Source organism: Streptomyces sp. NPDC051822 (assembly GCF_044452745.1).
GTDB lineage: Bacteria > Actinomycetota > Actinomycetes > Streptomycetales > Streptomycetaceae > Streptomyces.
Genome location: NZ_JBITBZ010000006.1, coordinates 59,572 through 82,009, shown reverse-complemented (window position 1 = coordinate 82,009; position 22,438 = coordinate 59,572). Strand labels below are relative to the sequence as shown.

Here is a 22,438-nt window from a genome sequence, read left to right as displayed (position 1 = left end):
GTAGTGCGACTCAACGACCTCGACGAACGCATCGTCCACGCCCTCGCGGAAGACGCCCGCCGCAGCTACGCCGACATCGGCTCGCTCGTCGGACTCTCCGCGCCCGCCGTGAAGCGGCGCGTGGACCGGCTCCGGGCCGAGGGGGCCATCACCGGCTTCACCGTACGGGTGGACCCGGCGGCGCTCGGCTGGGAGACCGAGGGCTTCGTCGAGATCTACTGCCGCCACAACACCTCGCCGAACGACATCCGGCGAGGCCTGGAGCGGTATCCCGAAGTGGTGTCCGCGTCGACCGTCACCGGCGACGCGGACGCCGTCGTCCAGGTCTTCGCCTCGGACATGCGGCACTTCGAGCGGGTCCTGGAGCGGATCGCGGGCGAACCCTTCGTGGAGCGCACCAAGTCCGTCCTGGTGCTGTCGCCGCTGCTGCGACGCTTCTCCTCGGGCTCGCCCGCGTAGCCCCTCCGGGGGATGGGGCGATCGGGGCGGTGCGGGCCGTGGTTCCCGCACCGCCCTTCGCCCGCCCACCCCCGTGGGGCGGTCCATGGGTGGCCGCTCTACTCGGTCGGGTGGACGAACTCCCAGGGCGTGACCCGGAAGTCGCCCGTCCCCTCCTGGACCTTCTCGAACGGCGCGCCGCTGACGCACGGCGGCACCTTGTCCTTCCGCGGGTCGGCCGTCATCCACGTGTAGCCGAGCCGGTCGCCGGCGGCGTCGTCGTGCACCGAGACCCCGACGCGCGCCTTCCGGAACTCCTTCACATCGGTCTCGACGACGACCCCGGACACGACGGCCACCTTGCCGCCCGTGGCGAGGCAGTCGACCTTCACCTTCGCGTACCCGCCCCAGTCGCCCTTGTAGTGGCTGAAGCGGAACGTGCCGGTGGCCTTCATCGGGTCCTGCCTGTCCTGCTCGGCCAGGTGTGCGTCGAAGGAGAACGTGATGTCGTCCCCGGCCGGCCGGTACAGCTTCGCCGTGCCCGTCAGCGCGGCGGCCTCCCGCTGCACGGTCTGCGCGGCGGACACCCCGTCCATGCCCTCCCCCGAGGCGACGGCGGAGCCGGTGGCACCCGCGATGATCAGGAAGGCGGCGGCGACGGCGATGATCTTCGTACGGTGCTTCATGGTCGTTTCGGCCCTTTCGGCAGGTCAACCGGACGACCACCACTCTTCCGCGACCGCCGCGACACGGCGTCGGGCCCGAGGACGGTCCCGTCTCCGCCGTGCGGCGGGGGAGCCCTGCGACCCCCGGGGGAGGCGTACGCAACGAATCGCCGCCCCACCCGTCGATCGCGCAACGGTTCGACGGTCGGTCCGCAACGCTGCCGCCTTGTCCCGACGGAGTCCGGAACCGTACCGTTTTTGACGTCTCCCTCCCCCCTTCAGACACTCCGAGGACCGCCGATGCCCGCGCTGCGCACCGCCCTGCTCCAGAGCTCCGGACAGCCCGGTGACGTGGCCGCCAATCTCGCCGTCCTCGACGAGGCCGCCGGCCGCGCCGCGGCCACCGGCGCCGGCCTCCTCATCGCCCCGGAGCTCTTCCTCACCGGGTACGCGATCGGCGACGACGTCCCGAAGCTCGCCGAGCCCGCCGACGGCCCCTCCGCGCGCGCCGTCGCCGCACTCGCCGTCCGCCGCGGCCTCGCGATCGTCTACGGCTACCCGGAGCGGGACACCGAGCGGCACGGCGTGCTCTACAACTCCGCCCGGCTCGTCGGCGCCGACGGCACCTTCCTCGCGAACTATCGCAAGACCCACCTCTTCGGCTGCTTCGAGCAGAAGTGGTTCACCCCCGGTGACCTGACGGTCGTCCAGGCCGAGGTCGACGGCGTCCGTGTCGGCATGCTGATCTGCTACGACGTCGAGTTCCCGGAGAACGTCCGGTCCCACGCGCTCGCCGGCACCGACTTCCTCGTCGTCCCGACCGCGCAGATGCACCCCTTCCAGTTCGTCGCCGAGTCGGTGATCCCGGTCCGCGCCTTCGAGAGCCAGATGTACGTGGCGTACGTGAACCGGACCGGGCCCGAGGGCGAGTTCGAGTTCGTCGGCCTCTCCACCCTCGCGGGCCCCGACGGCACCGCCCGCGCCCGCGCCGGACGCGGCGAGGACCTGGTCTTCGGCGAGGTCGACCCCGACTTCCTGGCGGCCTCCCGGAAGAACAACCCCTACCTCGCCGACCGTCGCCCCGGGCTCTACGGCTCCCTCGTCTGAGCAGCCCTCCCCGCCTTCCCGACCTGCTTTTCCTTTTCCGCGCAAGGAGTCCGTACCCCATGACGTCCACGGTGCCCACGACCGCCGTTCCCCACAGCGACGGCCAGCCGCCGATCACCATGTTCGGTCCGGACTTCCCGTACGCGTACGACGACTTCCTGGCCCACCCGGCCGGGCTCGGCCAGATACCGGCGACCGAGCACGGCACCGAGGTCGCCGTCATCGGCGGCGGGCTCTCCGGCATCATCGCCGCGTACGAGCTGATGAAGATGGGCCTCAAGCCCGTCGTCTACGAGGCCGACCAGATCGGCGGCCGGCTGCGGACCGTCGGCTTCGAGGGCACCGCCACCGAGGGCCTCACCGCCGAGATGGGCGCCATGCGCTTCCCGCCCTCGTCGACCGCGCTCCAGCACTACATCGACCTGGTCGGCCTGGAGACCACGCCCTTCCCGAACCCGCTCGCCGAGTCGACCCCGTCGACCGTCGTCGACCTCAAGGGCGAGTCGCACTACGCCACCACCGTCGACGACCTCCCGCAGGTCTACCGCGACGTGATGAACGCGTGGAACGCCTGTCTGGACGAGGGCGCGGACTTCTCCGACATGAACCAGGCCATGCGCGAGCGCGACGTCCCGCGCATCCGCGAGATCTGGTCGAAGCTCGTCGAGAAGCTCGACAACCAGACCTTCTACGGCTTCCTCTGCGAGTCGGAGTCCTTCAAGTCCTTCCGGCACCGTGAGATCTTCGGCCAGGTCGGCTTCGGCACCGGCGGCTGGGACACCGACTTCCCGAACTCCATCCTGGAGATCCTCCGGGTCGTCTACACCGAGGCCGACGACCACCACCGCGGCATCGTCGGCGGCTCGCAGCAGCTTCCGCTGCGCCTGTGGGAGCGCGAGCCGGAGAAGATCGTCCACTGGGCGCAGGGCACCTCGCTCAGCTCGCTCCACGACGGCGCCCCGAAGCCGGCCGTGACCCGGCTGAACCGGACCGCGGGCAACCGCATCACCGTCACCGACGCCTCCGGCGACATCCGGACGTACCAGGCGGCGATCTTCACCGCCCAGTCCTGGATGCTGCTCTCCAAGATCGCCTGTGACGACTCGCTCTTCCCGATCGACCACTGGACGGCGATCGAGCGCACCCACTACATGGAGTCCTCGAAGCTCTTCGTGCCGGTCGACCGGCCGTTCTGGCTGGACAAGGACGAGGAGACCGGCCGGGACGTCATGTCGATGACGCTGACCGACCGGATGACCCGCGGCACGTACCTCCTGGACGACGGACCGGACAAGCCGGCCACCATCTGCCTCTCGTACACCTGGTGCGACGACAGCCTGAAGTGGCTGCCGCTCTCCGCGAACGAGCGGATGGAGGTCATGCTGAAGTCGCTCGGCGAGATCTACCCGAAGGTCGACATCCGGAAGCACATCATCGGCAACCCGGTGACGGTCTCCTGGGAGAACGAGCCCTACTTCATGGGCGCGTTCAAGGCCAACCTGCCGGGCCACTACCGCTACCAGCGGCGCCTGTTCACGCACTTCATGCAGGACCGCCTCCCCGAGGACAAGCGGGGCATCTTCCTCGCGGGCGACGACATCTCCTGGACGGCCGGCTGGGCCGAGGGCGCGGTGCAGACGGCGCTCAACGCGGTCTGGGGCGTGATGCACCACTTCGGCGGCGGCACCGACGCCACCAACCCGGGTCCGGGCGACGTGTACGACGAGATCGCCCCGGTCGAGCTGCCGGAGGACTGAGCGGCCTGAGGGCCTGCCCCTTCGGCCGAAGCCGGCCTGATCGGCAAGACACCCCCTAGTCGCGCGGGCCCAGCGGGGTGAGCAGCATCCGCCCCACGAGGCCCACCGACCGGTCGAGGCGTTCCCTGAACTCCTCGGCCAGGTCTGGCAGTTCGCGCAGCTGCCAGAGCGATCGGGCGGCGAGCCAGGCCCCGTCGCGGGCCCGTTCCAGGCTCCAGCAGCCCAGCAGATGCGTCAGCGGGTCCGTGATCTCCAGCAGGTCGGGACCCGGCATGACCTCCTCGCGGATCCGCTCCTCCAGGAGGACGAGGATGTCGCCCACGCGGTCGAAGTCGTCCTCCAGGTCCTCCGGGGCGCATTCCAGCGTCCGGCAGGTGTCGACCACGGCGAGCGCCAGGTCGTGCCCGATGTGCGCGTTGATCCCGGCCAGCGCGAACTGCAGCGGCCGTACGCCGGGGTGGCGTCGGTAGTGGAACAGCGGTCGCCAGCACGCCGGGGCGGGGGCGCCCGCGGCGACGGAGTCCACGACCGAGAGGTAGCGCTCGGCGAAGCGCACGTCGAGGGTCGCGGCCGCCCGGCGGTCGGCGAAGGTCCCGGACTCGATGGCGTGGCCGATCTCCTCCGTGACCGTCAGGTAGACCCGGTTGAAGACGGCGACGCCGTCGGTGGGATGCCAGGCCGAGCGGATGACACGCATCCGCTCGACCACCGGGTCGACCGCGGTGAACTGCCCGATCTGCGTGGTCTGCGCCATGGGGGCAGCGTCCCAGCAGCCGGGCCCCGGAGGGAACACCCGCGGCCCGGCTTACCCAGAACGGGCGAATCACTCAGTTCTTCGACAGCGGTTCCTCGCCCGACGTGCTCTCGTACGAACTGGTCCCGGAGTCGAGCAGCGGCTCCTGCTCCTTGAGGTGGGTCGGGGCGAAGGCGCGCAGCACGTGGTAGCCGGTGATGACGACGATCGTGCCGAGCGCGATGCCGCCCAGCTCGAAGGTGTCGGAGAAGGTCAGCTTCACCCCGCCGACCCCGATGATGATGCCGGCGGCGGCGGGGACCAGGTTGAGCGGGTTGCGCAGGTCGACCTTGGCGTTGATCCAGATCTGGGCGCCGAGCAGGCCGATCATGCCGTACAGGATCACGGTGATGCCGCCGAGGACACCGCCGGGGATGGCGGCGACGACCGCGCCGAACTTCGGGCAGAGGCCGAAGAGCAGGGCGAAGCCGGCCGCGGCCCAGTAGGCGGCGGTCGAGTAGACCCGGGTGGCGGCCATGACGCCGATGTTCTCGGAGTACGTGGTGTTCGGCGGGCCGCCCACGGCCGTCGACAGCATCGAGGCCGCGCCGTCGGCGGCGATCGCGGTGCCGAGCCGGTCGTCGAGGTCGTCGCCGGTCATCTCGCCGACGGCCTTCACATGGCCCGCGTTCTCGGCGATCAGGGCGATGACGACGGGCAGCGCGACCAGGATCGCGGACCACTCGAAGCTCGGCCCGTGGAACGAGGGCAGGCCGATCCAGTCGGCCTTGGACACCCCGGAGAGGTCGAGCCGCCAGTGGTCGGTGACCTGGCCGCTCGGGGACATGGAGTGGATCTTCCCGAAGACGAGGTCGAAGACCCAGGAGATGCCGTAGCCGAAGATCAGGCCGAGGAAGATCGCGATCCGGGACCAGAAGCCTCGCAGACAGACGACGGCGAGACCGGTGAACAGCATCACCAGGAGGGCCGTCCACTGGTCCTGCGGCCAGTACGTCGACGCGGTGACCGGAGCCAGGTTGAAGCCGATCAGCATGACGACGGCGCCGGTCACGATCGGGGGCATCGCCACGTGGATGATCCGCGCGCCGAACCTGCGGACCGCGAGACCGGCGAGGAAGAGCACCGCGCCCACGACGAGGACCGCGCCGGTGACGGTGGCGCTGCTGCCGCCGGAGGCCCGGATGGCGGCGGCGACACCGACGAAGGAGAGCGAGCAGCCCAGATAGGAGGGGACGGTGCCGCGGGTCGCGAGCAGGAAGATCGCGGTCGCGACACCGGACATCATGATCGCGAGGTTCGGGTCGAGGCCCATCAGGACCGGGGCGACGAAGGACGCTCCGAACATGGCGACGACGTGCTGGGCGCCGAGGCCGGCCGTACGGGGCCAGGAGAGCCGCTCGTCCGGGCGGACGACGGCTCCGGGAGCGGGTGTTCGCCCGTCGCCGTGCAAGGTCCAGCGCACGCCGAGGTTCATGAGGTCGCTCCCGTTCTCCGGTTCCGGCGGCCGTGTCGTGACCGCAAAAGATCAGCCACATGCTATGCGCCGGCGCCGGTCGGGACGCGCGTCGGAGGTCAGCCGCCGACCGGGCCGGAGGTCTTCGCCGGAGCCCCGTCGGGCGCCGGCGCCGGCGCCGCCTTCCGGTCGCCGCTCCTGAGCACGCCCGCGCCGACGACAAGGCCCAGGGCGAGCAGCGTGACCAGGCCGAACGAGAAGACCAGGGAGGTCACGTCGGCGATGCCGCCGATCGCCGAAGGGGCGATGAGCCCCGAGGTGTACGTGATGGTGGCGACGCCCGCGATGGCCTGGCTGGGGTTCGGGCCGCTGCGCCCGGCCGCCGCGAAGGCGAGCGGGACCACGACCGCGACGCCGAGCCCGATCAGACCGAATCCGGCCATCGCGACGGCGGCGTGCGGGGCGAGGACGACGAGGACCCCGCCGAGGGTGGCGACGGCGCCACCGACCCGTACGGTACGGACCGCGCCGAAGCGGTCCACGACCCGGTCGCCCGCGAGCCGCGCGATGGTCATCGTCAGCGCGAAGGCGGTGGTGGAGGCGGCCGCGAGCCCGGCGGAGCTGCCCAGCTCGTCCCGGAGGTAGACGGCCGACCAGTCGAGGCTGGCGCCCTCGGCGAACACCGCGCAGAAGCCGACCGCGCCGATGATCAGCGCCGACTTAGGAGGCAGGGAGAAGCGCGGCGGCGCCTCCTCGTCCGGGGTGCTGTGCACGTCGAGCACGCCCTGGCAGAAGAGCAGCCCGAGGGCGGTCAGGACCAGGGCCGCGATCAGGTGGTGGAGACGGGCGTCGCCGCCGAGGTGTGCGGCGACCGTCCCGGCCGCGGAGCCGATGAGCGCGCCCGCGCTCCACATGCCGTGCAGGCTCGACATGATGGACTTGCCGAGCCGGTTCTCGGTCTCGACGCCGAGCGCGTTCATCGCCACGTCGGACATGCCGGCCGTCGCGCCGTACACGAAGAGCACGGCGCAGAGGCCCCAGACGTTCGGGGCGAGCGAGGGCAGCGTCAGGGAGAGCGTCCACAGGGCGAGCAGGCCGCGCAGCGCCGTACGGCCGCCGAAGCGGTGGCTGACGGCCCCGGCGAGCGGCATGGCGAGGGAGGCGCCCAGGGCCGGGAAGGCGAGGGCGAGTCCGAGCTGTCCCGCGCTCACGCCCGCGTGCTCCTGGATCCAGGGGATGCGGGTCGCGAAACTGCCGGTCACCGCGCCGTGGACGCAGAAGACCGCGGCGACGGCGAAGCGCGCCCGCCGCAGACGCTCGATGCTGTGGACGGTGTCCGCCGCCATGTGTCCCTCCCGGTGTCGTGATGAGCGGTAAACTATCAGGGACCCTGCCTGATAAATAGTCCGCAGGGGATCCGCACGGGAATCACGTCTGAGAGGATCCCCGCATGGCCGCATCCCCGAGCACCGCACGGGCCATCAACGACCGGCTCGCCCTGCGCCTGCTCCAGGACACCGGCCCGTTGACGGCCACCCAGCTCAAGACGCTCACCGGGCTCTCCCGCCCGACCGTCGCCGACCTCGTCGACCGGCTCAGCGAGTCCGGGCTCGTCCATGTCGTCGGGGAGTCCGGCGCCGAACGCCGCGGCCCCAACGCCAAGCTGTACGGGATCGTCGCCGACCGCGCGCACCTCGCCGCACTCGACGTACGCACCCGCTCCGTCTCCGTCGCCGTCTCCGACCTGCTCGGCACGACCCTCGCCGAGGCCTCCGCGCCCATCGGCGACGACGGCGGCACGGGCCCTGCCGTGGAGAAGGCGGTCGCCCTCCTGGAGCGCACCGTGACGGAGGCCGGCGCCGACCGGCTGCACACCGTGGCCGTCGGCGCGCCCGGGCTCATCGACCCGGACACCGGCGAGCTGCGGGATTCCACGGGCCTCCCCGCCTGGCACCGGCGGCTCGTCGGCGTCCTCCAGGAACGGCTTCCGGCCCACGTCCTCGTCGAGAACGAGACGAACCTGGCCGCCGTGGCCGAACTGCGCGAGGGGGCGGCCAGCGACCGCGAGGACTTCGTCCTGCTCTGGCTCGGCCAGGGCGTCGGCGCCGCCGTCGTCCTGGACGGGCGGCTCCGCCGCGGGGCCTCGGGCGGCGCCGGCGAGATCGGCTTCCTGCCCGTGCCCGGGACCACCGGGCTGCCCTCGGGCACCGGCTGCGACGGCGGTTTCCACGAACTGGTCTGCGCGGCGGCCGTCTCGGCCCTCGCCGTCGCCCACGGACTCGACCCGGCCGACGCTCTCACCTCGGACCACGGCCCGTTCCTCGACGCGCTCGCCCGCCGCCTCGCCGTCGGCGCGGCCGCCGTCGCCGCCGTCCTGGACCCCGGCTGCGTGGTCCTCGCCGGCGAGACCGGCCACCAGGGCGGCACCGAACTCGCCGCCCGCGTCCAGTCGGCGCTCTCGGCGCTGTCGCCGCTGCGCACGGAGGTCCGCGCGACCGCGCTCGGGGACGCGGCGGTCCTTCGCGGCGCCCTGCTCAGGGCCCGCGACGCCGCCCAGGACGCGCTGTTCCCGTAGGACGCGCTGTTCGCCGTAGGGCGGTGCGGGACACGGAAAACGCCGCGCCCCGGACAGGGGGGCGCGGCGCTGAGGGAGCCCGGCGGCGGCAAGGGCCGTGAATATCCGCCGCCGGGAGTCTTCCGGGGGAAGGGGTCAGTGGGGGCGCGTCAGCAGGTGCCGAGGTCCCTCCAGACGCCCCACTCGCCGGTCGTACCCGGCTCCTCGTTCTGCGTCCACCACTGGGCCTTCCACTTCTTGCCCTTGTGGGAGACCTCGTTGCCCGCGTTGTAGACCGTGCCGGCCACGTACGCCGGGGCGGTGCAGCTGCCCGTGGGCGGCGTGGTCGGCGGGGTCGTCGGAGGCGTGGTCGGGGGAGTCGTCGGCGGGGTCGTGGGCGGCGTGGTGGGCGGCGTCGTGGAGCCGGGCTCCACCACCGTCGTACCGCGCGCCAGGTCACCGGCGAGGGCGTACGTCGTGCCGTTGATGTTCACCGTCCAGTTGGAGGGGGTGGACACCGGCAGGTAGTAGTTGAACGCCAGGTCGACCGTGGCGCCGGGGGCCAGCGACTGCCAGGCCGGGAGCTTCAGGGAGACGCGGTGGAAGTCGCCCTTCAGGCCGCCCACGTTGGAGCCCGTGTGGTCGCTGCTGATGACCTTCGTGCCGAAGCCGGACTGGTCGGAGGCGTTGGCCGGGGCCGAGGTGCCGTAGTCGAACTGGAACTCCGTGCCGCCCGGCAGGGCCGCCGCCGTGTTGTTGGTGATCTTGATCTTCGGCGTGATCGGGTAGTTCGAGTCACCCAGCTTGAACTCGGTGAACTGGGCGTCGATCTTCACGGCCCGGGTCGGCAGCGCCTTGTTCGACTTCTTGGCGCCGTACGGGGTGGCCGCCTTGAACTTGTCGTACATCAGCGAGGTGAGCGTGGAGCCCATCTCGTACTGGCCCTTGGCGGCGTTCCAGGCGTAGTCGCCGGCCATCTCCCAGACCATGGTGCCGCCGATGCCGCGGTCGACCACGTAGTCGGCCTTGGCGGCCACGGACTGCTCGTCCTCGGTGGAGAGGAAGACCTTCTTCTGCGCGTTCCACAGCCACGGCGCGACCAGGGTCGAGTCGTACTTGCGGGCGTAGGTGCCGGTCAGCGTGGTGTTCGCGGGGAAGCCGTACCGCGTGACGTAGTCGCCGACGATCCCCTTCTCCAGGTTCTTGGCGTGCCACATCGGGTTGGAGCCCGCAGGCGACTCGACGCCGTTGGTGTCCTTGTCGTGCCACAGGTTGTCGATGCCGGTGGCGCCGTCGCCGCACTTGGTCAGACCGGCTCCGGCCGGGCAGGTGGTCGCGGAGGCCTTGCCCCACAGGCCGTCCGTGCCGCCCTGGACGTTCTTGTGGCCGCGGGTGTAGTAGGGAAGGCCGATGTTGATGCGGCCGGCCGGCATCGAGCCGCGGAAGTAGTGGTACGCCCAGTCGGTGTTGAGGTAGCCGATGTTGCCGTACTGCGCCGAGCCGTAGACGTTGGCCGCGGCGAGCTCGCCGTCCTTGCCGTCGTCGAAGAGGGAGGCGTTGGGCCCGACGTACTCGTTCCAGGCGCCGTGCAGGTCGTAGGACATGATGTTGACGTAGTCCAGATACTTCTGCATCTGGAAGGTCTCCATGCCCCGCAGCAGGTAGCCGGAGGACGGGGCGGCGACGGTCAGCAGGTAGTGCTTGCCGTCGGCGGCGCCGGCCGTGTCGAGCTTCTCGCGCAGGGACTTCATGAGGGCCGCGTAGCCCTGCACGAGTCCGGCGCGGCGCGCGTTGGCGAACTGCCAGTCGAGCGGGTTTCCGGCGTCCTTCATCGTCGTCGGGTACTCGTAGTCGATGTCGACGCCGTTGAACCCGTACTTGCGGATGAAGTCGACGGCCGAGGTGGCGAAGGTGTCGATCCCGGCCTGGTTGACCGAACCGTCGGCGTTGGTGGCCATCGAGTAGAAGCCGCCGGAGTTCACCCGGTCGCCGTTGTCCGCGAAGTATCCGCCGGTCTCGGCCCAGCCGCCGACCGAGATCAGCGTCTTCACGTCCGGGTGCTGCTTCTTGAACTTGTTGAGCAGGTTGAAGTGGCCCTTGTACGCGTACGACGGGTCCATCTCGGCTCCGGCGACACCGGGCCAGGTCATCCCGGTGGCCGCGTTGTTCGGACCGTCCGCGCCGACGGAGAGCTTGTTGTCCCCACCGATGTGCCCGAAGGCGTAGTTGATGTGGGTGATCTTCTCCCACGGGATGTCCTTGGCGAGGTACGCGGGCTCGCCGTTCTTGCCGGTGCGCCAACCGGTGAAGTAGCCGATGACACGGCGCTGGTGGTCCGCGCCCATCTTCTCGCGGCCCTCGGTGTCGTAGACCGAGCAGTACGGGACGTCGACGCCCGGGGTCTTGTAGAGCCCGTCGGGGCGACAGGTCTCGTTGTCGGCCGCGTACGAGACGCCGCCGGCGAGCGAGCTGAGCAGCAGACCGGCGACGGCCGCGCCGGACGCGAGCAGCGAGGCTCTCTTCGTGGTGGGGGACAACACGATCGGTCCTCCTGGGGTGAGGTCCCCCACGCCGTCAGGGCGTAGGGGGAGCTGGGAAACACAACGAACAAGGGGGTGGGTCGTGTTGGGCCCGTGGAGTGCGCACGCCGCAGGACCGTTACCTCGGAGGTGACACGGAGATTAAGAGGACTAGACCAGTGCGTCAATAGGTCTGGACCAAAGTCGTCGCCCAGGGGATCGTGTGAGCCAGCCCACAGGGCCTCGGCCGCATGGCCTCGCGGCGTCCGTGGCAGACTGGCCCTGTATCAGCAGCAGCGCACTCCGGGGTCGGTGTAATTCCGAACCGGCGGTATAGTCCGCGACCCGTCCGCAGCCAGCGGCCGGTTGACCAGGTGAGATTCCTGGACCGACGGTGAAAGTCCGGATGGGAGGCAGTGCGCGGCGGGTGACCCCTCTCGGGGGTGTGCCGGCCGTACGTCCGCTGGTCGCCGTGGAGCATCCGTTCCGGCGTACCCGTGGGACCGCGGCCTCGGCGCACCCTGTGCGAGGCGTCCTTCCCGCTCTCTGTCGTCATCGACAGGCCCCGGAGTCCGTGCCCGAAGAGGCAGGAGGACCCGGTGGCCCAGCAGGCCGACATCACCGCCATGCGACGCGCCGTCGAGCTCGCCGCGCGCGGCCTCGGCTCCACGAGCCCCAACCCCGTCGTCGGCTGCGTCATCACCGACGCCTCGGGGCTCCCCGTCGGCGAGGGCTGGCACCAGCGCGCCGGAGGCCCGCACGCCGAGGTCCACGCCCTGCGCGAGGCCGGCGCCCTCGCCCGCGGCGGCACCGCGTACGTCACCCTCGAACCCTGCAACCACACCGGCCGCACCGGCCCCTGCGCGCAGGCCCTGACCGAGGCCGGGATCAGCCGGGTCGTGTACGCCGTCGGCGACCCGAACCCGCAGGCCACCGGCGGTGCCGACACACTGCGCGCCGCCGGCGTCCACGTCGCCTCCGGAGTCCTGGCCGACGAGGCCGAGGCGGTCAACATCGCCTGGCTCACCTCCGTACGCCAGGGCCGCCCCTTCGTCCGCTGGAAGTACGCCGCCACCCTCGACGGCCGGATCGCCGCCGCCGACGGCACCTCCCGCTGGATCACCTCCGCCGAGTCCCGCGCCGACGTCCACCGGCTGCGCGCCGAGGCCGACGCCGTCGTCGTCGGCTCCGGCACCGCCCGCGCCGACGACCCCCACCTGGCCGTACGCGGCAGGGACGAGGCGGTGCAGCCGCTCCGGGTCGTCGTCGACACCGAGGCCACGGCCGTGAAGCCCGGCGCCCGGATCCTCGACGACGCGGCCCCCACCCTGATCGCGATCGCCGAGGACGCCGAGACGGCCCTCCCCGACGTCCTACGCCTTCCCAGGGCCGAGCGCGGCCTGTCCGTACCCGCCCTCCTGGACGCCCTCCAGGCGCGCGGTGTCCGCTCCGTCCTCCTCGAAGGCGGCCCCACCCTCGCGGGCGCCTTCGTCGCCGCGGGCGCCGTCGACCAGGTCGTCGGCTACCTCGCCCCGGTCCTCCTCGGCGCGGGCCCCGCGGCCCTCGCCGACGCCGGAATCAGCACCATCACCGAAGCGTTGCGGCTCGACATCACCGATATCTCGAATATCGGATCCGATATCCGCATCACCGCCACCCTCAAGGGAGCCTGACCGTGTTCACCGGAATCGTCGAAGAACTGGGCGAGGTCGTAGCCGTCGAGCAGCTGGAGGACGCCTCCCGCTTCCGACTGCGCGGCCACCTGGTCACGGAAGGCGCCCAGCACGGCGACTCCATCGCCGTCAACGGTGTCTGTCTCACGGTCGTCGAGTTCGGCGACGGCGAGTTCACCGCCGACGTCATGGCCGAGACCCTCAAGCGGTCCAGCCTCGGCGCCCTCGCCGTCGGCTCCCGCGTCAACCTGGAGCGCCCCATGGCCGTCGGCGGCCGCCTCGGCGGTCACATCGTCCAGGGCCACGTGGACGGCACCGGCACCATCCTGGAGCGGACCCCGTCCGAGCACTGGGAGCTCGTCAAGGTCGGCCTGCCCGCCCACCTCTCCCGGTACGTCGTCGAGAAGGGCTCGATCACGGTCGACGGCGTCAGCCTCACCGTCGTCGAGGTCGCCGACGACTGGTTCACCATCAGCCTCATCCCCACCACCCTCGACCTGACCACGCTCGGTACCAAGAAGAGCGGCGACCCGGTCAACCTCGAAGTGGACGTCATCGCCAAGTACGTCGAGCGGCTGCTCGGCACCGACGCCAAGGAGAACGGCAAGTGAACTGGCTCAACTCCGAGGCGTTCACCGTCTTCGACCAGCACATCATGTGGTCCGACATGATCGGCAACACGATCGGGCTCATAGCCCTCGCGCTCGGCTGGCGCCGCTCCATCCTCACCTGGCCCGCCCAGCTGCTCTCCGGCCTCATCCTCGTCGGCGCCTACGCCTCCGCCGACCTCGCGGGCGGCGTCGGCAAGCAGCTCCTCGTCATCGGCGTCGCCGCCTGGGGCTGGTGGCAGTGGAACCGCGGGAAGCAGCAGGCGCAGGACGGCTCCATCGCCGTCCGCTTCGCCACCTGGAAGGAGCGCGGCCTGCTCCTCGCCGGCGCGGTCCTCGGCACCCTCGCCGTCGGCGGGCTGTTCACCCTCTACCCGTCGCTCTCCTGGAGCCCGTGGGCCGACGCGTACATCTTCGTCGGCACCCTCGTCGCGATGGTCGCCCAGGCCCGCGGCCTCGTCGAGTTCTGGTTCGCCTGGCTCCTCGTCGACCTCGTCGGCGTCCCGCTCGCCTTCAACAGCGGCCTCGCCTTCTCCGGCCTCGTCTACGTCATCTACTTCGCCCTCGTCATCTGGGGCATGCGCGACTGGTGGCTCAGGACGCGTACGACCTCCGCTCTGGAAGGAGCCACGGCATGAGCGCGCTGCCGATCTGGGACGCCACCGACCTCGCCCTCGACCCCGTCGAGCAGGCCATCCGTGACATCGCCGCCGGCCGGCCCGTCGTCGTCGTCGACGACGAGGACCGCGAGAACGAGGGCGACCTCGTCATCGCCGCGGAGAAGGCCACCCCCGAGATCGTCGCCTTCATGATGAGCGAGTGCCGCGGCCTGATCTGCGCGCCCATGGAGGACGACGAGCTGGAGCGCCTCCAGCTCCCGCAGATGGTCGAGAACAACACCGAGTCGATGCGGACGGCCTTCACCGTCTCCGTCGACGCGTCCCCCGCCCACGGCGTCACCACCGGCATCTCCGCCGCCGACCGCGCCACCACCCTGCGCATGCTGGCGAGCGGCTCCCACGAGCCCTCCGACTTCGTCCGCCCCGGCCACGTCTTCCCGCTGCGGGCCAAGGCCGGCGGCGTCCTCACCCGCAACGGCCACACCGAGGCCGCCGTCGACCTGGCCCGCCTCGCGGGCCTCCGCCCGGCCGGAGCGATCGTCGAGATCGCCGGCGAGGACGGCGTCATGCTGCGCCTGCCCGAGCTGGTCCCCTTCGCCCGCAAGCACGGCCTGACGATCATCTCCATCGAGGACCTGATCGCCTACCGGCGCTCCGCCGAACCGACCGTGCGCCGCGAGGCCGAGGTCCGGCTCCCCACCGCCCACGGCGACTTCACCGCGTACGGCTACCGCTCCACCGTCGACGGCGTCGAGCACGTCGCCCTCGTGCACGGCGAGATCGGCGACGGCGAGGACGTCCTCGTCCGCGTCCACTCCGAGTGCCTGACCGGCGACATCTTCCACTCGCTGCGCTGCGACTGCGGCCCCCAGCTCCAGGCCTCCATGGACCGCATCCAGGAGGCAGGCCGCGGAGTCGTCGTCTACCTCAGGGGCCACGAGGGCCGCGGCATCGGCCTGCTGTCCAAGCTGCGCGCGTACGAGCTCCAGGAACAGGGCCGCGACACCCTCGACGCCAACCTGGAACTCGGACTGCCCGCCGACGCCCGCGACTACGCGGCCGGCGCGCAGATCCTCGTCGACCTCGGCGTCCGCGGTCTGCGCCTGATGACCAACAACCCCGACAAGATCGACGCCCTCACCCGGTACGGCCTGCGGGTCGAGGGCCGCGAGCCCATGCCGGTCACGGCCGGCGAGCACAACCTCCGCTACCTGCGCACCAAGCGGGACCGGATGGGCCACGACCTGCCCTGGCTGGACGGCTCCCCGGCCTCCACCTGCGGCAACCAGTAAAACCTTCACTTCGTACGGTTCAAGGTTCAAGGAGAGACATGAGCGGCAAGGGCGCACCCGTCCTCAGCGTGAAGAACTGCGGCGACCTGCGGGTCGCGGTCATCGCGGCGCAGTGGCACGAGAAGATCATGGACGGTCTCGTCGACGGCGCCCTGCGCGCCCTCAGCGAGCTCGGCATCGACGAGCCCACCCTGCTCCGCGTTCCCGGCAGCTTCGAGCTCCCGGTCGTGGCGAAGGTCCTCGCCGGCCGCGGCTACGATGCCATCGTGGCGCTCGGCGTCGTCATCCGCGGCGGAACGCCGCACTTCGAGTACGTGTGCCAGGGCGTCACCCACGGCCTCACCCAGGTCTCGATCGACACCGGCGTACCCGTCGGATTCGGTGTCCTCACCGTCGACAACGAGGAGCAGGCCCTCGACCGGGCCGGCCTCGAAGGCTCCAGCGAGGACAAGGGCCACGAAGCCGTCACCGCCGCCGTCGCGACCGCGACGACGCTGCGCACGGTCAGCGAACCCTGGCGCTAGTGACGCGACCCTTACCCCGTACTCTTAGGACCATCATGGCGAACGGAACCCGTAAAACCTTCGAAGAGCTCTTCGCCGAGCTCAAGCTCAAGGCAGAGACCGGCGACCCGGCCACCTCCCGCACCGCGGAGCTGGTGGACAAGGGCGTCCATGCCATCGGCAAGAAGGTCGTCGAAGAGGCCGCCGAGGTCTGGATGGCCGCCGAGCACGAGGGCAAGGAAGCCGCCGCCGAGGAGATCTCGCAGCTGCTGTACCACGTCCAGGTGATGATGGTCGCCCGCGGGATCTCGCTCGACGACGTCTACGCCCACCTCTGAGCACGGCCCACCGCTCTCCCCACCACTCCCAGGCAAAGGAAGCTCACCCCATGCTGCGCATCGCCGTTCCCAACAAGGGTTCCCTCTCCGGACCTGCGTCGGCAATGCTCCATGAGGCCGGCTACCGCCAGCGCAAGGAGTCCAAGGAACTGGTGGTCATCGACCCCGACAACGAGGTCGAGTTCTTCTACCTGCGCCCGAAGGACATCGCGATCTACGTCGCCTCCGGGAAGCTGGACATCGGCATCACCGGCCGTGACCTGCTCCTGGACTCCGGCGCCAGCGCCGAGGAGATCCTCGCGCTGAACTTCGGCCGCTCCACCTTCCGGTACGCCACCCGCCCGGGCACCGCGAACGGCCCCGAGGACTTCGGCGGCATGACGATCGCCACCTCCTACGAGGGCATCGTCGCCAAGCACCTCGCCGACCAGGGCATCGACGCCTCCGTCGTGCACCTGGACGGCGCCGTCGAGACCGCGATCCAGCTGGGCGTCGCCCAGGTCATCGCGGACGTCGTGGAGACCGGCACCAGCCTGCGCAACGCGGGCCTGGAGGTCATCGGCGAGCCGATCCTGACCTCCGAGGCCGTCGTCGTCCGCCGACACGGCGCCCCGGACGACCACCCGCAGGTCCAGCAGTTCCTCCGCCGCCTCCAGGGCGTCCTCGTCGCCCGCTCGTACGTGATGATGGACTACGACTGCCGCGCCGAGCACCTGGAGCAGGCCGTCGCCCTCACCCCGGGCCTGGAGTCGCCGACCGTCTCCCCGCTGCACAACGAGGGCTGGGTCGCCGTCCGCGCGATGGTCCCCGCCAAGGAGGCGCAGCGGATCATGGACGACCTGTACGAGATCGGCGCCCGCGCCATCCTCACCACCGCCATCCACGCCTGCCGCCTCTGACGGCTGCCCGGCCCGCACGTACCACCAGGCACTGAGGAACCCCGATGTCCGAGTCCACGACGCCCGCCCTGCCGGTCACCTTCCGTCCCGGGCGCACCAGGGCCATCCTGCTGACCATGGCGTGCGTGATGTTCGTCGTCATCACCGCGGTCGCGCTGATGCTGGAGCGGCTCGGACCGGGGGAGCGCGTCAGCTTCGTCTTCACCGCCGCGCTGCTCTCCGGGGTCCTCGTGCTGCTGAGCCGTCCCAAGGTCGTCGCCGACGACGAGGGCGTCACGGTCGTCAACATCACCCGGACCCGACGCCTCGCCTGGGCGGAGATCCTCAAGGTCAACCTCCGCCCCGGCGACCCCTGGGTGTTCCTCGACCTGAGCGACGGCACCAGCCTGCCGGCGCTCGGCATCCAGCCCGGCGTCGCCAAGGAGGCGGCCATCCGGGACGCCCGCGCCCTGCGGGCCCTCGCCGACGCCCACGGGACGGGCGCGGAGCGGTCTGCCTGACCCCCCCGGGGGCCAAGGGGCGTCCGGCGGGCGGGACCCCGCCGGGAGAACCCCGGTCCGTCCCCCATCCGGGGCCGGCCCCCTGCCCCTCGGGGCGAGCACATGGCTAATCTGGAGGCGGTGGTGCCGAGCGGCACCACCGCCTCGCACGTGCAGGGCCGTCGTCACGGCCCGCGAGGCCACCCTTCGACCCGAGGAGTGACTCCCTCCAGCAATGGACGGATCGTCCGGTAATACCTGCGCCGCCCCCTCTCCGGAGGCGGCGGCATGATCGTCTCCCTGCTGCTGCTCGTCGCGGCCTTCCTCCTGATCCTCGCCAACGGCTTCTTCGTGGCCGCCGAGTTCGGTCTCGTGACCGTCGAGCGCGCCGAGGCCGAGCGAGCCGCGGCCGCCGGCGACCGGCGCGCCCGCACCGTCGTCACCGCCCTGCGCGAGCTGTCCTTCCAGCTCTCCGGCACCCAGCTCGGCATCACGCTCACCTCCCTCGTCGTCGGCATGCTCGCCGAGCCCGCGCTCGCCGGCCTGCTTCACGGGCCGCTCACCGCGACCGGACTGCCCGAAGGGGCCGTCTCGGGGATCTCGGTGGTGATCGGGATGCTGCTCGCCTCCGCCGTCCAGATGGTGGTCGGCGAGCTGGTACCGAAGAACTGGGCGGTCTCCCGTCCGCTCCAGGTGGCCCGTTTCGTGGCCACCCCGCAGCGCCGCTTCTCCAGGCTCTTCCGGCCGGTGATCTCCCTGCTCAACCGGGTCGCCAACCGCCTGGTGCGGCTCCTGGGCGTCGAGCCCACCGAGGAGCTCGACTCGGTCCGCACCCCCGGCGAGCTGGTCTCCCTGGCCCGCCACTCGGCCCTGGCCGGCGCCCTCGAACAGGACACCGCGGACCTCTTCGTACGGACCCTGAGCCTCGGCGGCCTCACCGCCGAGCAGGTCATGACCCCGCGCGTGAAGGTCAGCGCCCTCCAGTGGGACGCCACCGCGGCCGACGTCCTCAACCTCACCCGCGCCACCGGCCTCTCGCGCTTCCCGGTCTACCGCGAGCGCATCGACGAGATCGTCGGCATGGTCCACCTCAAGGACGCGCTCGCCGTCGCGCCGCACGCCCGGCTGCGTACCCCCGTCGGCCGGATCGCGGTCCCCCCGCTCCTCGTGCCCGAGACGCTGCCCGCCCAGACCCTCCTGGAGCGGCTGCGCAGGGAGCAGCCGATCGCGGTGGTCGTCGACGAGTACGGCGGCACCGCCGGTGTCGTCACCCTGGAGGACATCGTCGAGGAACTCGTCGGCGAGGTCCGGGACGAGCACGACACCGTGGCCGACGGGCGGCCGGAGCTGGCCGCCGCGCCAGCGGAGGAGGGCCGGCCCGCGTGGGACGCCGACGGCTCCTGCCGGGTCCACGCCCTGCGCCGGATAGGCCTCGACGTGCCCGACGGGCCGTACGAGACCGTCGCCGGGCTCGTCGCCGACCTCCTCGGCCGCATCCCCGCCCCCGGCGACCGGGCCGAACTCCCCGGCTGGCGGCTCTCGGTGCGCCAGGTCGACCGCTATCGCGCCGAGCGCGTACGGATCGTACGGACCGAGCCGAGCACAGGCCTGGACCGGCCCACGCACCTGGACCCGGCCACGGGCCCGGCGGCGCACCGGGATCCGCTCACGGCCGCGGCCCCGGTCGCGGCGCCCGCCTCCGCCTCACTGGTCGCGGAGGGCGTCCGATGAGCAGCCTGCAGCTCCTCTTCGCCGTCTTCCTGGTCCTGGCCAACGGCTTCTTCGTCGGAGCCGAGTTCGCCCTCGTCTCCGTCCGGCGCAGCCAGATCGAACCGCTCGGCGGCGCCCGTGCGGAGAAGGTCCTGCACGGTCTGGAGAACCTGCCGCAGATGATGGCCGCCGCCCAGTTCGGCATCACCGTCTGCTCCCTGACGCTCGGCGCCGTCGCCGAGCCGACCGTCGCCCATCTCCTCGAACCCGTCTTCCACGCGGTCGGGGTCCCCGAGGGTCTCATCCATCCGCTCGGCTACGTCATCGCCCTCGCCGCGGTGGTCTTCCTCCACCTCGTCATCGGCGAGATGGTCCCGAAGAACCTGGCGATGGCCGCGCCCGAGCGGACCGCGCTCTGGCTCGCCCCGGGCCTCGTCGGCTTCGCCCGGCTCTGCCGTCCGGTGACGGCAGCGCTCGGAGCCTGCGCCCGGCTCGTCCTGCGGGCGTTCAAGGTCGAGCCGAAGGACGAGGTGGAGGCGGTCTTCACCAGGGTCCAGCTTGGCCGGCTCGTCGAGGACGCGGGGCAGGCCGGGCTGCTCGAACCGGCCGAGCAGGAGCGCCTCGAGGACGCCCTCGAACTGGGCACGCGCCCGGTGACGGACGTGCTCATCGCACGGGCCTCCCTGGTCACGGTCCCGCCGACGGTCACCCCGCGGGAGGTCGAGGAGCTGACCGTACGCACCGGGTACTCCCGCTTCCCGGTCCACGCCGAGGGGAGTACGACCTTGATGGGCTTCGTCCACGTGAAGGACGTCCTCGACCTGGACGACCGGGAGCGGGCCGTGCCGCAGCGGCTGTGGCGGCCGATGGCGACGCTCCGCGCGGAACTGCCGCTCGACGACGCCCTCACCGTGATGCGCCGCGCCGCCACCCATCTGGCACAGGTCGCGGACGGCTCGGGCCGGGTCCTTGGCCTGGTCGCCCTGGAGGACGTCCTGGAGACCCTGGTGGGCGAGGTCCGCGACCCCGCGCACCGGATCAGGACGACCCCCTAGTACCCCGGAGGCTCCTCCCGAGGGCCGCGGTCGATCGGACCGCGGCCCGACAGGACCTCGCCGTACGCCTGCATGAGGTCCGCGAGCCGGAGGGTGGCGAGGTCCTCCCGGGTCGGGGTGTTCGGGTATCCGGAGAGCCGCAGGTCGCGGTAGGCGCAGGACTTCTCGTACAGGGTGCGGAGGAAGCGCCCGTTGCCCAGCTCGTCGATCCAGCCCTGCTCGACGACGTGCGCGCTGATCGAGCGCAGCTCCTCCAGGGCCTCCTCGTCCCAGCCGTCCCCGTCGGCGGCCGCGAGCACCTCGCCGATGGCGGTCAGTTCCAGCGGCCGGTACGAGGGGAAGTCGACGCGGGTGGTGAACCGGGAGGACAGCCCCGGGTTGGTGCTGAGCAGCCGGTCCATGCCCTCGGGGTAGCCGGCCAGGATCACCACGAGGTGGTCGCGGTTGTCCTCCGCCCGCTTGAGGAGGACCTGCAGGGCCTCGTCCCCGTAGGCGTCGCCCTTGCTGTACCCGGTGTTGGAGAGCGCGTACGCCTCGTCCACGAAGAGCACCCCGCCGACCGCCGAGTCGATCAGCTCGTTGGCCTTGATCGCGGTCTGCCCGAGGAACTCGCCGACCAGATCGGCCCGCTGGGCCTCCACGAGATGGTCGCCGCCGAGCAGCCCGAGGGCGTAGAAAACCCGGCCGAGGATGCGGGCGACCGTGGTCTTCCCTGTGCCGGAGGGGCCGGAGAAGACGAAGTGACGCTTCGGCGGCTGGACCGGGAGGCCCTGACCGGCGCGCAGCCGGGCCATCTCCAGCTGCGCGGACAGCGCTTTGACCTGCCGCTTCACCGGTTCCAGCCCGACCATGCCCTCCAGCTCGGCGAGCGCCTCCGCGAGCCGTACGGGATCGGTGGGGCCCGCCGGGAAGCGCGGTGGCACCGGCTGCGAGGGCAGCGGCGCCTTCTGCCGTACGGTCTCCGGCGGTGTGACCGGCGCCGCCGGCGGTACGGGTTCGGGGGCGAGCCGCAGTCCGTCGCCCAGCGGCGCGGTGTCGGGCTCGGCGCCCGGCGCGGTGTCCACGGCGTCCTGGCCGAGGCCCCCGCCGAGGGTGCCCAGGGCGACCGTCGCCAGCCCCGCCGGGTCCTCCACGCCGTCGTACCCGTCGAAGCCGTCGTACTCGGCGATCGCCGCGAGGCGGGCGGCCGTGTCCATGAACGTCGGGTCGATCCGGTGCACGGCCCGGTAGAGGGGGAGGGCGGCGGCGCTGCGCCCGGTGCCCTCGTGGGCGCGGGCGAGCCAGTAGCGCAGCTCCTTGCGCTGGGGCTGCTCGCTGCGGCACCGCATCAGTGATGCCGAGAGCAGCGGCTCGGCCTGGCCGTACATCTCGAGCCTGACCCGTGCCATGCCGCCGAAGAGCCCGGCCTCGATGCCGAGCAGCGGGTCGTCGACGAGGGTCTCGGTGTGCCGTACGAGCTGGTCCCAGTCCTTGACGAGATAGGAGCGGCAGGCGTGCAGGAAGCGAACCTGGGGGTCGGTGTCGACCGGCGGGAGCCCCGCGAGCGCACGGTCGAGCTCCGGCACGTGCCGTCCGTCGAGCCAGTGGGAGGCGTGCGCGAGCAGCAGGTCGCGCGAGGTCTCGAGCACCGGCTGCACCCACCAGCCAAGCCAGTACCAGGAGTTCAGGGCGCGCCGGTACCGGGCCCGCTGCTCGCCGAAGCGGTCGCGGTTGCGGTACATGCGCAGCAGCGCGGTCGTGGTGTCGACCCGGAGCGCGTGCAGCCCGAGCCAGGCGTCCGCCATCCCCGGGTCGATCCGTACGGCCGTGCGGAACTCGTCCTCCGCCTGCGGATAGGCGCCCATCGTGTAGGCGTCGACTCCGCGCAGCCAGGCGAGTTCGGCGGGGGCCTGCGCGCCCTGTGTGCCGATGTCCATCGGGTCCCCCACAACCGTCTACGCATGGACGGGATTTGACCGCACCTGGGGGCATCGTACCTGCGCAGGGGGTGTGTGCTTAAGGAGAAGCACATGAT

The 22,438-nt window shown here is 71.6% G+C and carries 20 protein-coding genes and 1 riboswitch; of the genes, 14 read left to right on the top strand and 6 right to left on the bottom strand.

Going from position 1 to position 22,438, the window contains the following annotated elements; all coding sequences use genetic code 11:
• The first annotated feature begins 3 nt into the window (after positions 1-3).
• Positions 4-459 carry an Lrp/AsnC family transcriptional regulator gene (locus tag ACIA8N_RS19935; RefSeq protein ID WP_030204433.1) on the top strand — a complete coding sequence of 152 codons (456 nt, stop codon included), beginning with the start codon at positions 4-6 and terminating at the stop codon, positions 457-459.
• A gap of 98 nt (positions 460-557) precedes the next feature.
• Here ACIA8N_RS19935 and ACIA8N_RS19930 read toward each other — a convergent pair whose 3' ends face one another.
• Positions 558-1,124, bottom strand: a complete 567-nt coding sequence (locus ACIA8N_RS19930) for a Repetin (protein ID WP_365783469.1) — start codon at positions 1,122-1,124, stop codon at positions 558-560.
• 279 nt (positions 1,125-1,403) lie between these two features.
• On the opposite strand from ACIA8N_RS19930, the gene ACIA8N_RS19925 reads away from it, so the two are divergent.
• Together ACIA8N_RS19925 and ACIA8N_RS19920 are read left to right on the top strand one after the other, a co-directional pair.
• Positions 1,404-2,210: a carbon-nitrogen hydrolase family protein gene (locus ACIA8N_RS19925; RefSeq protein WP_365783467.1), complete on the top strand. Its 807-nt coding sequence runs from the start codon at positions 1,404-1,406 to the stop codon at positions 2,208-2,210.
• 59 nt (positions 2,211-2,269) lie between these two features.
• The gene (locus tag ACIA8N_RS19920) at positions 2,270-3,967 is read left to right on the top strand and encodes an NAD(P)/FAD-dependent oxidoreductase (RefSeq protein ID WP_365783465.1); all 1,698 of its coding nucleotides are present in this window, start codon (positions 2,270-2,272) and stop codon (positions 3,965-3,967) included.
• Positions 3,968-4,022: 55 nt separating this feature from the next.
• Here ACIA8N_RS19920 and ACIA8N_RS19915 read toward each other — a convergent pair whose 3' ends face one another.
• The 3 genes from ACIA8N_RS19915 to ACIA8N_RS19905 all read right to left on the bottom strand — a co-directional run bounded on the left by ACIA8N_RS19915 (position 4,023) and on the right by ACIA8N_RS19905 (position 7,520).
• Entirely contained in the window at positions 4,023-4,721 is a 699-nt protein-coding gene (locus ACIA8N_RS19915; RefSeq protein ID WP_030551944.1) for a DUF5995 family protein, read from the bottom strand.
• 73 nt (positions 4,722-4,794) lie between these two features.
• A complete protein-coding gene (locus tag ACIA8N_RS19910; protein WP_365783462.1) occupies positions 4,795-6,195 on the bottom strand; it encodes a solute carrier family 23 protein in 1,401 nt (466 codons plus the stop codon).
• 98 nt (positions 6,196-6,293) lie between these two features.
• On the bottom strand, positions 6,294-7,520 hold the full coding sequence (locus ACIA8N_RS19905) for an MFS transporter (RefSeq protein WP_365783460.1): 1,227 nt from the start codon (positions 7,518-7,520) through the stop codon (positions 6,294-6,296).
• 104 nt (positions 7,521-7,624) lie between these two features.
• On the opposite strand from ACIA8N_RS19905, the gene ACIA8N_RS19900 reads away from it, so the two are divergent.
• A complete protein-coding gene (locus ACIA8N_RS19900) occupies positions 7,625-8,749 on the top strand; it encodes an ROK family transcriptional regulator (protein ID WP_365783458.1) in 1,125 nt (374 codons plus the stop codon).
• Between the two features lie 149 nt (positions 8,750-8,898).
• Here ACIA8N_RS19900 and ACIA8N_RS19895 read toward each other — a convergent pair whose 3' ends face one another.
• A complete protein-coding gene (locus ACIA8N_RS19895) occupies positions 8,899-11,268 on the bottom strand; it encodes a chitinase C-terminal domain-containing protein (protein WP_365783456.1) in 2,370 nt (789 codons plus the stop codon).
• Positions 11,269-11,541: 273 nt separating this feature from the next.
• Positions 11,542-11,671: riboswitch (FMN riboswitch) on the top strand.
• Positions 11,672-11,846: 175 nt separating this feature from the next.
• On the opposite strand from ACIA8N_RS19895, the gene ribD reads away from it, so the two are divergent.
• From ribD to ACIA8N_RS19845, 10 genes are all read left to right on the top strand, one after another.
• Positions 11,847-12,920 carry a bifunctional diaminohydroxyphosphoribosylaminopyrimidine deaminase/5-amino-6-(5-phosphoribosylamino)uracil reductase RibD gene (gene ribD, locus ACIA8N_RS19890; RefSeq protein ID WP_365783454.1) on the top strand — a complete coding sequence of 358 codons (1,074 nt, stop codon included), beginning with the start codon at positions 11,847-11,849 and terminating at the stop codon, positions 12,918-12,920.
• A 2-nt stretch (positions 12,921-12,922) separates the two neighbouring features.
• Entirely contained in the window at positions 12,923-13,531 is a 609-nt protein-coding gene (locus ACIA8N_RS19885) for a riboflavin synthase (RefSeq protein WP_365783452.1), read from the top strand.
• Between the two features lie 44 nt (positions 13,532-13,575).
• Positions 13,576-14,166 carry a nicotinamide mononucleotide transporter family protein gene (locus tag ACIA8N_RS19880; RefSeq protein ID WP_051750802.1) on the top strand — a complete coding sequence of 197 codons (591 nt, stop codon included), beginning with the start codon at positions 13,576-13,578 and terminating at the stop codon, positions 14,164-14,166.
• The gene (locus tag ACIA8N_RS19875; RefSeq protein WP_365783450.1) at positions 14,163-15,440 is read left to right on the top strand and encodes a bifunctional 3,4-dihydroxy-2-butanone-4-phosphate synthase/GTP cyclohydrolase II; all 1,278 of its coding nucleotides are present in this window, start codon (positions 14,163-14,165) and stop codon (positions 15,438-15,440) included. Before ACIA8N_RS19880 ends, ACIA8N_RS19875 begins: the two co-directional genes overlap by 4 nt.
• A gap of 38 nt (positions 15,441-15,478) precedes the next feature.
• Complete coding sequence (gene ribH / locus ACIA8N_RS19870) at positions 15,479-15,964, top strand: 6,7-dimethyl-8-ribityllumazine synthase (RefSeq protein ID WP_024760819.1); 486 nt, start codon at positions 15,479-15,481, stop codon at positions 15,962-15,964.
• Between the two features lie 35 nt (positions 15,965-15,999).
• The gene (locus tag ACIA8N_RS19865) at positions 16,000-16,281 is read left to right on the top strand and encodes a phosphoribosyl-ATP diphosphatase (protein ID WP_055598714.1); all 282 of its coding nucleotides are present in this window, start codon (positions 16,000-16,002) and stop codon (positions 16,279-16,281) included.
• Between the two features lie 50 nt (positions 16,282-16,331).
• Positions 16,332-17,180, top strand: a complete 849-nt coding sequence (gene hisG / locus ACIA8N_RS19860; protein ID WP_030551962.1) for an ATP phosphoribosyltransferase — start codon at positions 16,332-16,334, stop codon at positions 17,178-17,180.
• A 44-nt stretch (positions 17,181-17,224) separates the two neighbouring features.
• On the top strand, positions 17,225-17,680 hold the full coding sequence (locus ACIA8N_RS19855) for a PH domain-containing protein (RefSeq protein WP_365783447.1): 456 nt from the start codon (positions 17,225-17,227) through the stop codon (positions 17,678-17,680).
• 267 nt (positions 17,681-17,947) lie between these two features.
• Positions 17,948-19,390, top strand: a complete 1,443-nt coding sequence (locus ACIA8N_RS19850) for a hemolysin family protein (protein WP_365783445.1) — start codon at positions 17,948-17,950, stop codon at positions 19,388-19,390.
• Positions 19,387-20,424, top strand: coding sequence for a hemolysin family protein (locus ACIA8N_RS19845; protein ID WP_365783443.1), 1,038 nt, complete (start codon positions 19,387-19,389; stop codon positions 20,422-20,424). The genes ACIA8N_RS19850 and ACIA8N_RS19845 overlap by 4 nt, the downstream gene beginning before the upstream one ends.
• Here the strand turns inward: ACIA8N_RS19845 and ACIA8N_RS19840 are convergent.
• Positions 20,421-22,340 (bottom strand): AAA family ATPase, encoded by a 1,920-nt coding sequence (locus ACIA8N_RS19840; RefSeq protein WP_365783441.1) that lies wholly within the window; start codon positions 22,338-22,340, stop codon positions 20,421-20,423. The genes ACIA8N_RS19845 and ACIA8N_RS19840 overlap by 4 nt on opposite strands.
• Positions 22,341-22,438 lie beyond the last annotated feature (98 nt).